Annotated in this window: 12 protein-coding genes; all 12 read right to left on the bottom strand. The window is 45.1% G+C overall.

Annotation, left to right across the window (positions count from 1 at the left end; genetic code table 11):
* Window positions 1–1,814 (bottom strand): type IV secretion system DNA-binding domain-containing protein (locus G1O98_RS31845; RefSeq protein WP_243458606.1); only part of this gene is annotated, 1,814 nt, incomplete at its 3' end.
* On the bottom strand, window positions 1,811–2,998 hold the full coding sequence (locus tag G1O98_RS31840) for a hypothetical protein (protein WP_163936808.1): 1,188 nt from the start codon (window positions 2,996–2,998) through the stop codon (window positions 1,811–1,813). The genes G1O98_RS31845 and G1O98_RS31840, both read right to left, overlap by 4 nt.
* Window positions 2,988–3,398, bottom strand: a complete 411-nt coding sequence (locus G1O98_RS31835) for a hypothetical protein (protein ID WP_163936805.1) — start codon at window positions 3,396–3,398, stop codon at window positions 2,988–2,990. Before G1O98_RS31835 ends, G1O98_RS31840 begins: the two co-directional genes overlap by 11 nt.
* Window positions 3,395–4,195: a TrbG/VirB9 family P-type conjugative transfer protein gene (locus G1O98_RS31830; protein ID WP_163936802.1), complete on the bottom strand. Its 801-nt coding sequence runs from the start codon at window positions 4,193–4,195 to the stop codon at window positions 3,395–3,397. The genes G1O98_RS31835 and G1O98_RS31830 overlap by 4 nt, the downstream gene beginning before the upstream one ends.
* A gap of 12 nt (window positions 4,196–4,207) precedes the next feature.
* On the bottom strand, window positions 4,208–5,623 hold the full coding sequence (locus G1O98_RS31825) for a hypothetical protein (protein WP_175586953.1): 1,416 nt from the start codon (window positions 5,621–5,623) through the stop codon (window positions 4,208–4,210).
* Window positions 5,620–6,339 (bottom strand): hypothetical protein, encoded by a 720-nt coding sequence (locus G1O98_RS31820; protein WP_163936800.1) that lies wholly within the window; start codon window positions 6,337–6,339, stop codon window positions 5,620–5,622. Before G1O98_RS31820 ends, G1O98_RS31825 begins: the two co-directional genes overlap by 4 nt.
* A complete protein-coding gene (locus tag G1O98_RS31815) occupies window positions 6,336–7,394 on the bottom strand; it encodes a hypothetical protein (protein ID WP_163936797.1) in 1,059 nt (352 codons plus the stop codon). The genes G1O98_RS31820 and G1O98_RS31815 overlap by 4 nt, the downstream gene beginning before the upstream one ends.
* Before the next feature lie 30 nt (window positions 7,395–7,424).
* Window positions 7,425–8,153 carry a hypothetical protein gene (locus G1O98_RS31810; protein ID WP_243458605.1) on the bottom strand — a complete coding sequence of 243 codons (729 nt, stop codon included), beginning with the start codon at window positions 8,151–8,153 and terminating at the stop codon, window positions 7,425–7,427.
* Window positions 8,095–8,637 carry a hypothetical protein gene (locus G1O98_RS31805; RefSeq protein ID WP_163936795.1) on the bottom strand — a complete coding sequence of 181 codons (543 nt, stop codon included), beginning with the start codon at window positions 8,635–8,637 and terminating at the stop codon, window positions 8,095–8,097. The genes G1O98_RS31810 and G1O98_RS31805 overlap by 59 nt, the downstream gene beginning before the upstream one ends.
* Complete coding sequence (locus tag G1O98_RS31800; RefSeq protein ID WP_163936792.1) at window positions 8,634–11,372, bottom strand: DUF87 domain-containing protein; 2,739 nt, start codon at window positions 11,370–11,372, stop codon at window positions 8,634–8,636. Before G1O98_RS31800 ends, G1O98_RS31805 begins: the two co-directional genes overlap by 4 nt.
* Window positions 11,366–11,704: a hypothetical protein gene (locus G1O98_RS31795; protein ID WP_163934752.1), complete on the bottom strand. Its 339-nt coding sequence runs from the start codon at window positions 11,702–11,704 to the stop codon at window positions 11,366–11,368. The genes G1O98_RS31800 and G1O98_RS31795 overlap by 7 nt, the downstream gene beginning before the upstream one ends.
* A 2-nt stretch (window positions 11,705–11,706) precedes the next feature.
* Window positions 11,707–12,156 carry a hypothetical protein gene (locus tag G1O98_RS31790; RefSeq protein ID WP_175586952.1) on the bottom strand — a complete coding sequence of 150 codons (450 nt, stop codon included), beginning with the start codon at window positions 12,154–12,156 and terminating at the stop codon, window positions 11,707–11,709.
* Window positions 12,157–12,188: the final 32 nt, after the last annotated feature.

The following is a 12,188-nucleotide window of genomic DNA, read 5'->3' as shown; positions in this document are numbered from 1 at the left end:
AACAATTTTATCGCGGAGGCTCGGCGAATTTTCATTTCTTCATCTGCTGGAGTTAAGAGAGTAGACTTTTTAGATAAGAACTTTTGAAACTCGTACCAAGCTTTCACACTCTCGGCTTCCGATTGGATTTCATGCTGAGGAATCTTAATTGATTCCAAGATTGGCAAACTTATTTGACCACGAGAACCAAAACCTGGACTAATAATTACTGCTTTTCCCGATGGTAAGGTGTTAAATTGATTGACATCAAATAACTTGCGAGTACTGTTTTGGTCAGAATTAGAAATACTTGCACCACCCTTGCCTCCTGATGAACGAGAACGTTGCTTGTATTTAATTTCCTCTTCACCTAAAAACTTACTAAATCGTTCGGCGGCTACATCATCTTGGGGATTAAAGAATGCTTTAGTAGCACAACCACCAAATATTGCATTAGTTGTGTTTTCTCCATAAGCTTCAATCAGCATTGAGAGATTTTGTAACCCTAATATTGAAATTAGCCCATCTTCCCGATTCTGATTCAGCCAATCAACCAGTGCTGGTAAATAAAGAGTAGGTAATTCGTCAATCCCTAATACCAAAGGACAAGTACGTTTATTAGCCACATTCCGGCTAACTAATAGATGCAGAATCGAGACAAGCAAAGGGGCAATTACATCACGCTTTTCTTTGTTCATCCCGAATACCACCATCTGCCGCCCCTTCAGATCCAATGGAATATTAGTTTTTCCACAGAACGCTGCTAATGCCGAGGGAACCATGAAGCGGCTGAACAATCCGCTAGCTGTACCCACAATACTAGCTGCTGTTTCTGGGGAACCCGCAACAGAGACAAACTGTGCGAAAGCCTCTCTAACCATGAAGTTTAGATTTTCTGCTTGCTCAATGCGCTTAACTAACTTTGGCAACCCCAGGATTGCTTGGCACATCATAATATCTGGGAACTCTGTTCCTTTCGCTAGCATAAAGACGGCTTGCACCAGCTGATCTCCAGCATTAGTGAAAAAGCTATTTCCAGAATCTTTATCACCCAATTGAAAGTTGCGATTGAGTGTAATCGCAAGCTGCCGCGCCATCTCTGAGTCTTCATTGCTACGAAGAAAGTCTATAGGGTTGGCAACTGCTGATTCTGCAAAGCCTGGGGCAAGCACAGTAACCTGATAACCGCGCTCTAATGCATACCCTACAAGTATTGGAGCTTGCCCTTTAGATGGAGAATCAGCTGATTCCTGGTGCGCGTACTTGAAATCATAAAGTACCAAGGGGAAACCTTGATCTACTGCCGAACGTATCAGGGGATTAATCATTGAAAATGACTTTCCACTCCCTGGGCCACCACAAACTAGGATGCCTCGCTGTGCCTCTGGAAAATAAAGGGTTGTTGAATCTTCAGGGATGCAAGTTCTACGGACACCATTAATAACCTCGCTCGTTGTATTCTTGGGAGTTCCCACATACAGCGATACTCGGTTATGCAAGCGTTGCTGGATTTGTTTACACGCCAACTGACGAGCCGCTGTTTTCTCTCTTGTCCCGCCCCAGCGCGCTGTCGCTAGCTTGGCAATACCTCCCCTACTATCGATGATTTTGGCGATTACAATCACCGCGCCACAAACGAGTACCCCTAAACCTGCGGGGGATAACAGAGCCGATTCAAGTCCTGCGGGAATAAATTGATTTGGCTTAACCTCTGTCTTAGGAGTCCCTGTCATTTCCAATTCACTTTTTCCCATTGCGAATTGCGTACAGCCCTTTGGGCATGAAAACAGCGAAGCGGGGCGTAGCCCATTGCGAATTGCGAATTGTTCGGTCATCGTCCCGTCCCCACGATAACCAAATCATTCTCACTCACGGGCAACCAGGGAACTGGGCCAATGAAGTAAGGGGTACAAGTTTTTTGCTGGAATGGCGGTCGCGCACAGATCCTAAAGAACAAGCCAAAGTCGGCAGTCCCAAGGGATTCATTAACTCCAGTTAGCGCCACTTTGAACCCACTACCATACACTAGCCGCCCCGTGGGTTCCTTGCCCCCATTCACGGCGGCTAGAATTCCATAACCACCCTTGACTTGTTGGGATGAGCCTGATGCCCAACGCTTACCATACAAGCTGCCCTGACTGCCAGCAAAATCCCCCATCTCTAAGTATGAGCATTCAATGCCTGGAGGACAGGCGACTGTTAAAGTGCGATCGCCTCTGACAACGCTGCCAGACACAAAGTAATCATTCCCAGCCCTTGCATCGCCTTTTTCAGCCGTCCCAAGTACAACCGACGCGATACCCACAACGTCTATCCCAGAGCTAATAGGCTGAGGCATTTTATCAAAGGGCACTTGACTTAATTTAGGAATTTGATTCACATAAGCTTGCTGCCATGATTCAAAGTTTCCTAGCTGAGTTTTGTCCAACCCAGGAATTGAATCAAGCGAATATTTGCTTAGGTCAATCTTATCTAGTGTCAGGTTTGCGACTTGAGGATTTGAGGCTATGGACTGAGAAATAGTGCCGCCACCGCCGCCGTTCTTGGAGAATAGTTCGGCTAATGGAGGAACTTCTGATAGGCTCAGATTGCTTAATTCAGGCATTGCTTTAACTAATGTTTTTGGCGTTTGCCATTGCATTAATCCAAAGTCTTTGAGGGTGGGTTTGGTGGTTGTGGCTGTAGTGGGCAAAGCCACCGTGTCAATGGCCTTTAAGCTCAAGTCCGACATCTTAAAAGCATCATCCGCGTCGCCCAACATCACAACAGAGTCTACTTTTTGCCCTGCTGTCCACGAGCGCGAGGGGTCGTAGCCAAAAACTGAAATCAGGTTTTTAGGTATCTTTAAAAATCCTGGCTGTTGAACGGGTGGCAAAGTATCCCATGTGATTTTCGACCAGTCGGGGGCAGCCGTCTTGTACAAGCCTTGTGAATAATCGATTGTTGGTGTCTGTGCGACTGAGGCGGAAAGCGGAACTAGAGAAGCTATTGCAGCCAGTAGAAAAGGCTTAAGTTTCATGATTTTTGTTAAAGTAATCGGGACATTGTTCTTGATTGGAGCCGCGTGGATGTACCGCACAAATCAGTTTTTCTTGGTCGTATTGTCGTCCATGAAAATAGGCACAACTCTCACATCCACTTTTGTCTTGCTGTAGCTCTACATTTCCTGTTGGTGCTAACAGCTTTTTGGATTTTCTGTACTGGTTTATTTGCAATACAGTTAAGGTTGCAAAGGGCATTGGTAACAGCCATTTTAAGTAGGTTGTTGCAGGACTAAGCTTTGTCTGATCCACAGCCAAAAGAGTAGTCAAAAGCAGCAAATAGCCAATTGGTGGAAACATCCATAACTCACCTTCACACCTACACGAATCCAGAAAATCGCCTAATTCTTGGCGAATAGATTTAGAAAAATTGTTCACAACTGCCCCCATTGGAGTAATTGATTAAAAATGGTTTTATCGACCTGAGAAAGCGAAATTGCCTCATCTCTTGTCTTGCCACGCCGTAATAGTTTGATAGCATCTTGCACCTTGTTCCAGATGGTAGATCCGGGTTTAACTTGACCTTTGCGCCCAGCTTCTGCTAGCCCAAAAGCGAGAGCATTAGCATCATTTCTCTGAATCGCACCATTTAGTGTAGTCCCAGGATTGGGGCGCATTAAGGCAACAGGTGGTGGCGGCGAGGGCTGCGGGAAGTCTGATGGCGCTGATTGCGGCTTTTGAACTGTTAGGGGAAGTGGCGTTCGCGGACGGGTAATTGGCAGGGGTCGATCCGAGTCCGATTTAACTACCAAGCTCGTGTAAGCTGGGTTGCCAGTAGCAGGGACTATCTTAAATTGATAAAGATTATCATTGGTAAGCACTGTAATTTGAGTGCTTCCATTACTGCTAGAGGTAACAGGAAACTTGATCGGGTCAATCTGGCGAAGAAAGATTACAGTCGCTGTACCTCCCGCGCAGTCAGAATCACCGCCTGATGACTGGCATAAACCACCATTCGAGGTAAAAGCAAAGCGACTTGGATCGCCAATCCAAACTTGCTTGATAGTTTCCCCAGTAGACATTAAATTTATAGTTAATCCATAGCCTTTCCATACTTTTAATTCCATAGCGTTGGAGTTTGCATCATTCTCGTAAACCGTTCGGATGGGCATTGCCGACACGCTTGAGGCAGTAGCTATTAAGAGGGTTGTAACAATAGCGAGTTTATTTAACATTTTTCCTAGCGACTAGAGCGATATTGTTTGATTAACGAATATTTGTACTGGCTTACCAACGTCAATCACGAATACTTCTTCTTTGCCGCTTAACTGTTGCGAACGTGTAACATTTGAGCTTTTGATATTATCAAGAACGCTATTAAATGCACCCTCTCCAAAAGCGGCGGATAGGTCTTTTTGCTCGTTGGTAGTGGAGCTAGTAGAGAAGCCATTAGAGTTACTGCTGACTTGAGTTATGGGGCGATTCTGTACTTCGGCAGCTTTGGCGACTCCCGCAACAATAGCAGAGATGAAATTGTTGCCCAGATTACTGCCTCTGCGAGACTCTGCTTTTAAGAAACCACCATCCTTGGCCATTATCAGAACGGCATTTTCTGGGAGTTGCTTTTCTTGCGTATCGCCGTTTATATTGACCAACACTGAAACACCGCGCAGTTTGGCGAAACCCGAACCATTGGACTCTGCTAGTTGAACAACCAGATAAGCGCCCACTCTTAGTACGTCCCTACCATCTGAGGCTTTTAAGGGTTTTGTTAGTTTCACCAAGTAATTCTGGTTGCCAGCGTCACCAGTGCCCCAAGCGATCGGCGTTTCTAGCCTCCCCTCTGCGGTGCTGCCAACAAGTACGCGAAGAGCGTTGTAATTAATGGTAGTGTTCTGGGCGACTTGTGTAGCTCCTCCCGTACCTCCTTCAATTCCATTAATCTTGATGGGTTTTTCCCTTTCTGATTCATCGACTGAACTCCTGAAACTGCCAGCATTTGCAGCGAGAAGCCATTGCTGAGTGGGGTCTTGGGTGGGGGCGTTGCTTGCAGCCGTTGGGAACGCCAAAGAAGATTGTCTGCTCGGCTGGGCAATTTTGGGCTGGGGCTGGGGAATAGATACTCTAGCCTGGGGGAAAGTGAAGGCCGCTGTCGGCTGACTGGCGACTGGGTAAGAACGTTGTCGGCGCTGCACTGGTTGCATCGGAGGGGTAACGGGTGCGATTGGGGCTAAGGTTGCGCTAGGGGTAGGCGTTGGGCTAGGCAAGCGATCGCGAATCTGCTTTAACTCGTTATTTTGGCTAGTCAGGGCAAGCGCTGTTTTATCCTTGCCCGTCTCATTTTCCGGCTCTGCTAGGGGCGTTTGCTCTTCTTTGGGCGGTTGCACAATGCCCTTGGAAAATTTCAGCACATTCATTGAATTGCCTAGCATTGCCCCAACAATCGTCACGAAGAGAAGGCAAATCAGGGCAACAACGCCCATTTTTAAGAGTGGAGATTGCGAGACTGTTTGAGCAGTAACAATTTCTTCTGGGGCGGGGTTCTCGGAGGGTTGAATTGAATCATTAGCGTGAGAAGTTTTAGCGCCGTTCATGGCGGCAAAATCTTGCTCTTCTATCTCAATAGTTGCCTCTGACAAAGCTGACTGGGTGTTCTGACTCATAAATCTAAATCTTGGATTTTGTAAATTTCCAACCCCGCTTTGCGAACACGAGAGGCGGTTTCTTGAACATCGGACGCAAATCTAGGCGGGGCAGCCGTATCAATCGCCCTGACAAATACAGTTTTGTTAAAAGCGATGGGCTTACCAACTAAATTGCTGCCTTGGAAAACAACAATCTCTGCAACCATATCTACTTTCCATTGCCCATCCTTAATGCGAGTCGGCTGACTGATTAGGCTGACTTTTAGGATTGATTGCGTAGACCCATTAAAGACATCGGGCGGCGTAAGATTACTTATCTCTTCAAGGAATGGTGCGCGAAAATCTTCTGACAACGCAAAACCTGAAGCCCATGCACTAGTAGTAATCTTGGCTTTTGATGTCGATATCCCCGGATCTAATTTTAATTGTTTGGTGGGGTCTATCTTGTAATCATCGCTTGGCTTTGGTAGAGCATTCCAACTTAAAAGTCCGGTCATTGTCTGCCCGACAAAATACGTAATAGCTTGCGGTGATCGCTCAAGGCTACCTATAGGAATAACTCTGATAGATTCGCCGTCAGACAATTCTACCAAGGTCGAAGCTTTCGTTTTAGAAAACGTTGCTATCCGAGCAAAATTGAGAATTTCTATGAATAATAAAAGCATTAATAAAACCGCATTGACTATTAAGAAAATTGGGGTGAAATTTAGCTCTTTTCTCTCTAATAATTTCATCTCCTTAACCCCACCGAGAATTTAACCCCACTAGTGAAAGCTGAAAATACAGCCATTCCGCCACCAGTACCTATGGCTACCGCAAGTAATGGCGAGAAAATGGCTTGCAGTAGTTGCAATAGCAAAGGATTGCTGGAAGGCTTGGAGACTATTGCGCTGGCAATAATACCTACAGTTATCGAGTACGAAATCAGAACCAATGTCAGCCCTAACCAGCCAGCAAGCCAAGCATAAATAGGCTTGCTTTGGAAAGGCAGTAAAGATAGAACTAGGAAGATTGGGGCAGCGAATGCAATCATTAAGAATGACAGTTGGACGATGTACTGAAAAGCTGCCGATACCCCACTGAGAATGACATAAACAAAACCTTGGATTGCGCTATTGATTAGTTCGCCACTAAGGTCTAAGGGGTTCCAACTTCCGACTCCAGAACCCGCGCCAGTCTTTTCTCTAGCTTTCTGCGCGTCTTTTCGTGTATTCTCCACAGCCTGTTTGATACAAGCTTGTTTCTCGCTCAATTCTTCACCTTCCTTCTTTTCGTTGTTGAGCTTTTCGCACTTAGCTAAGGCTATCTGCGCGGCTAAGACAAAGCTTTGGTCAGCGTTTACATTCCGTATAGCATCTCTCAAATTGACCCCATTTCTCGTAATATTTAAAATACTCCTGTTTAGTCCGGTCGATACGTTTTTTAATGCGACTGTTGTGTTTGCTAAGAGGAACCCATTATTACTAAGCATTACAATTACTACTAATGGCAAAACCATCTCGGCTATGAAATCATAACCAAACCCTTCTTCTGCATACTTCCTGTACCAACCAAATGATGCAAAGCCAATCATCACAACAGCCGCGAGAGTAGAAACGGCGACGACAGCCGTATAAATTGGGCTTGTTCCAGATGCTAATTCTAGCCAATCATTCTCAAACGATTTATAGATTAGGTCTGCGCCTGAGATAGCGCCTTCGACTATTTCGCCTGAATTCGTAGTCCCCGTATCTTCTCCAGCTTTTTGCCCTGTCGTTTGGGCAAAAAGAATAACTAAGAACGTTATCATTTGAGTTATCGTAACGTTATTGTGACTCGATTATTGATTCTTCCAGAATGAATCGTTAGCGGCAGCAGATTGGATTATCTGGCGAGTAGCGGCGTTAGATTCCTGATCCTTCGCCGCAGCTTGCTCATCAAGCCTGTTTGAAATATCGGCAAGGTTAATATTTGCAACAGCCAAGGAACGGGATTGCTTTTGTGCTTCTGAGTGGATAGACTTGGCAATCACAACATTTTGCAAGTTTTGAATAGCGACCTTTTTAAGAATGTCTTGGGTAATAACATCCTCTTGGGCGGCGGCAGCATTTTCGCTTGATTGAGCAGTGGCATCATTAGTTATTGCTGCCTCTTGCGATTGCACTCGTTGACCCTCAACCCCTAGTACTGATTCTGACTGACCGCGTGTATATTGCTGGTTCCAATCCTTGATAGCATTGTCGGCTTGAATGCGCGGATCTAATATCAGCAAATTGCCTTCTTGTTTCTCAATGACTTTCTCAATATTCTTACCAGCTTTTAGGGGATCAGGAATACCCAAATCACCAACACTAGATTCAATTGCCTGGGTTAATTCAGCTTCTAACTTGCCCAAACTTTTAGTAAATTCTTTCTGATAATTACTAATGTAAGTCTGCAAGCTACTATAGATTTGTTGGAATTGAGTCAAAAAAGATTGGTTTTGACTAGCTTGAGCATTAGCAGGGAGGCTAGAAAAGGATATCAAAATTGCTGCGCCTGAGATTGCGATCAATCGGTTGGTATTCAAGATACAAGTCCTCCAGGGCTACTACAAAAGGTTTTTTGGTACAAAGAGATTTTACGGTCGCTTGCTTTTTTGCTAAATCAAAGGAAACAGCTTGAACCATTAATGTTTTAGGTGATTCTTCCTTATTTAATAAACTGGTGAAGAAGGGATCATCGAAAGGCAAAGCATTAGGCGGAAGGGTAGAAGCAGGGGATCGAAAAAGCATGACATAAGCACCTGGGTCGGCGGATTCAGAGTTTATCCCCGGTTGCTCTAATCCACTCAATCGCTTATTTTGATATTTCAATGCTCTCAGGCTGGGGGAGCGCTTGATGGCATCCTCGCCCAATTCTATGTACACGCCACAGCCATTCTTCGCTTCGCTAATAAGCTTTTCGTATTGAGCTTGGTTGTATTGCCATACTTGAAAGCCTCCTATTGACACGACACCTGCTAGTATTGCCAGCAACAGCTTATTTTCAATGACTGATGATAGAACCTTCATAATGGTTTTCCCTGTTTGATACACTCGACATAATATTTAGAAAATTCTGCCACCCAGGTGAACTTGTCGCTGTGAATTTTCTTGAATTTATCTCGCGTGGCTTGTTCTTCTCTGCTATTGGCAACCAACGCCAGCAAGGGATAGGAGGGATAATAGCGACAGCGCACATACTTGTTGTTATAGTCGAGCAGCCACAACGTATATAGCTGCTGAATATTAGGGGCAAAGCTTTCGTTTTTATCGATAATTTCTCTAGGGATGCCCAGCAACTCAGAGAAACTATTAGCCGCGCCTGGGACAATACGCCCAATCAATCGCAATGGCATATTTTGTAATATTTGTTCTCCCGCCTCCGATTTGGCGATAGAAATCACATCCTGCGCCGCCAGAAACACCCGACAGCCTTGTTTACGAGCCGTAGCACATTTCCGACCCGCAAGCCGCGATAATGCAGAAAATCCCAGCAATACGCTAGCCTCATCCATGAAAAATACACTATTGGGCGAGGAGAGGGATTGACGGGACGCGGCGATATATGCACTCATCCCGAACACTTCTGCATCCTTTCCTGATTGCAGATTAGTCAGAGCAAAGGTAATCAACTGGCTATCTGCTTGGAAGGTTGAAGGCTTGCAGATAGCGCTACCGATACTACTAGCTTGCCAGTACTGTAACCGCAAGCGGATGTAATTTAACGCTTTTTCTACATTGTCATCCTGATAGCCTAAATAAATGTACGCAAGCGAGAAGAATTTCTCCATATCTGCCAATGTCGGGGTATTCGCCCACTCTGGGGTGTTTATCCCTGCTTTTCGCGCTACTTCAAATCGCTCCTTGATGTCAGCATCTTCGTAAAAGGCTTTTGTACCCAAAGGGATTACAGATTCTATAGTTTGTGATAGTAAGCCATCAAACTTTTGCGTTCCTAAAACTAATTGAAGTACGATTAAATTAATATCATTTCGATGGGCTTTTGTCCTTTCCTCCCACTGCGACTCAGGAATCTTTGATAGGTCTAGCGGTTGTACAAGATTGTTTGATTCCTTTGAGATATCAAAGTAAAATCCATTAAAGTAGGGCGTGAAGTCTCCAAAGGTTCCTGAACCATCATCATTTGGCAAGTCAATCATTAATACTGACATTCCCAACGCCAAGCATTGATAAATAATAGAGGCGATAATTACCGATTTCCCACTCCCGGTAGTGCCGATTACCATCATGTTTTTCGGCTTTGACAAATCGATATAGACTGACGATTGCCCCTCATCAGCAATTAATTCAAAGCCTTCTTTATCGCCGTGCGCTGTTTGAACGACTGGCGTTAAACCAATTACTTCACTGGCAAAGAAAGTGGCGCGTCTGTTGAAAGGAAAAGTCAGCTGCGGTCGCTGTCTCAACAGCAAAGTGTCAAGCCAGATTGACCATGTATATTGCATTTCTCTAATCAACTCGGCAGGTTGATTGATATACCCTGAAATCAGCCTGCAAGCGTCGTCGATTTCTTCTGGAGAGTTACGATAAACAAGGATTATGACAGCTACATTTTCCGGGACATCACCCGTGTAAAGCTGCTTCTGAGCATCGACTGACCGCTCCGTATTAATTTGCGCTCCTACGTCAATAGTCTTTTTACTGGCGCTAGCGGAGGCATTTATTGACCGCCTCGTAATCAATTGTTGGGTAAGCCTAATCATTTTTTGATCGGCTGGGCTAATCTCTGTTATTATCTCAACATCATAAATAACCTCGCGTGAGAATACGTCCCATAAAAAGCGTATTTGCTGATAGGTTGAAGCAAACACCTCTGGTTTTTGGGCAAGCGTCATTACGCCGATATACTTCTTTTTGTCAGTACTCTGGTGGGGCAAACATACCCAGCGTCTGTCCGCGTAGGGTATGCCGTTATTCAAAAGTACGGATGTCGCGTGCAATTGGTCGTTATACCACGATGAGTTGGGCGCGGCTTCGTTAATCTCCTCCCTTAATTCGCCTGTATCATAAACCAAGGTATGGGGCACTTTTACAGCCTTCGCACCCATTCTAGAAATTAGGTCGCCCCACAATTGCTTGTCTGATTTGGGCGAGGGAAATAAACCCATTTCCGATAGTATTTGTTGATGCCGCAAAGAGACAATTATCGCTTTTTCAAGAACTTGAATTAAGTTTTGAACAGTGAGTTCGGTCGCTCCTGTTGGGGTGAATTTGCGCTGTAAAAAGTTCGCCAGCTTAACTATCGCTCTATCTACCGCGTCACCACCTTCCGTTCCTCCTGGGCGGACAGTAAAAGTCGTGTAAATACTGAGCTTGATATCCTTGCGCTGATGGTTACGTGTCAGTTCCTGCATTCGGGCAACTTGCCCCCAATCAAGAAACTCACTCTCAGGAGATACAGGGCTAGCTAGCCTCTGGCGATAGTCTTCAATTACTTTGTCTTCGTCGCAAAACGAAGACCAACGAAAGGTGAATTTCTCACCCTCGGAGAACTCTTTACAGCCGTTCTCAAAAGCCTTGGCCATCGCCTCTAGTCTCTCTGATGAATTAAACAGTGGGTGAAAGCCAGTGCATTCATATCCGAATACTAATTGCAGCGTGTTGTTAGTGTCGCTTACTTGTTTTTTGCTCAACAAGTAAGCTCCAATTTGATAGTTCCCCTTTTTGAGTTTTACTAAAGTTGCTAAGTCTAAAAAGTCTTCAAAGGGTACTATTTTTTGATTACGAATGCTGCTTTTTACCATAGTTTAGGCATCCCCTTTGAACCCGCCCTTTTTTTGTTTTGGGGCGAAGAATATCTGACATAGCCACGAGTGAAAACTGGAACGCTTGGGAACACTCTTGACCAGAACAAGTAAGGACGTTTGCCAGATAAAACTATCACCGTAGCACTCAACCAAACACCAGCCAGCAGTCCCCAAACTATTCCTGCTCCAAACATAATCGCTATGATGAAGCCCACGCCAAACATAAATAAGGCGACTGCAAACTGAAAGCCAGTAAAAATACCTATTGTTGCATTTTGACCAAGTGACTGATTGACCCGTTTCATGGGCGATTTATTGTACTCGCTCATCACTAACAAGCGGCTGTAACGCCGTTAAATAAGATACTTTGAGCAATCCAAAGCACCAGGATTATGAAAAACACGCCTACGGGCTGTTGAACCATCTGCGTTACTTCCTGTCCTTCACCAATGCCGTTGGCAACCTTAAGCCCAGAAGCCACAAAGTATACAAACAAAAGCACTGTGATGGTTGCATTTATAACTGCGGGAAGTGCTTTAATGGCCGTAGTTGCCGCCGCCGCACCACCCCCACCAATACCTCCAGCGCCGCCGAACATACAAGTCATTGCTGTCTGAGCCGAATCGAACAAGCCCCACCCATAAGAGGGCATTGACTGCATGACAATGATTGTCGCTGTACCCGCAGCGTTTATGTGATGCTGATACTTGCGCCCAATCGCCGCAAGCGCCTTAGTAAGAACTTGAGATTGTGTTCTTCCTACAGAATTATTAGATGCCAAGTGAATTTCTCCTTATAAACATAAAAATTACT

The organism is Nostoc sp. UIC 10630, from assembly GCF_010747425.1.
Taxonomy (GTDB): Bacteria; Cyanobacteriota; Cyanobacteriia; order Cyanobacteriales; family Nostocaceae; genus Nostoc.
This window is presented reverse-complemented; position numbering and strand designations above follow the sequence as displayed.

What these genes read in the sequence shown, in the direction of transcription:
- G1O98_RS31840 (WP_163936808.1), bottom strand. Translation starts at nt 2,998, where the DNA reads ATGAAACTTAAGCCTTTTCTACTGGCTGCAATAGCTTCTCTAGTTCCG.
- G1O98_RS31830 (WP_163936802.1), bottom strand. Translation starts at nt 4,195, where the DNA reads ATGTTAAATAAACTCGCTATTGTTACAACCCTCTTAATAGCTACTGCC.
- G1O98_RS31825 (WP_175586953.1), bottom strand. Translation starts at nt 5,623, where the DNA reads ATGAGTCAGAACACCCAGTCAGCTTTGTCAGAGGCAACTATTGAGATA.
- G1O98_RS31820 (WP_163936800.1), bottom strand. Translation starts at nt 6,339, where the DNA reads ATGAAATTATTAGAGAGAAAAGAGCTAAATTTCACCCCAATTTTCTTA.
- G1O98_RS31815 (WP_163936797.1), bottom strand. Translation starts at nt 7,394, where the DNA reads ATGATAACGTTCTTAGTTATTCTTTTTGCCCAAACGACAGGGCAAAAA.
- G1O98_RS31805 (WP_163936795.1), bottom strand. Translation starts at nt 8,637, where the DNA reads ATGAAGGTTCTATCATCAGTCATTGAAAATAAGCTGTTGCTGGCAATA.
- G1O98_RS31800 (WP_163936792.1), bottom strand. Translation starts at nt 11,372, where the DNA reads ATGGTAAAAAGCAGCATTCGTAATCAAAAAATAGTACCCTTTGAAGAC.
- G1O98_RS31795 (WP_163934752.1), bottom strand. Translation starts at nt 11,704, where the DNA reads ATGAGCGAGTACAATAAATCGCCCATGAAACGGGTCAATCAGTCACTT.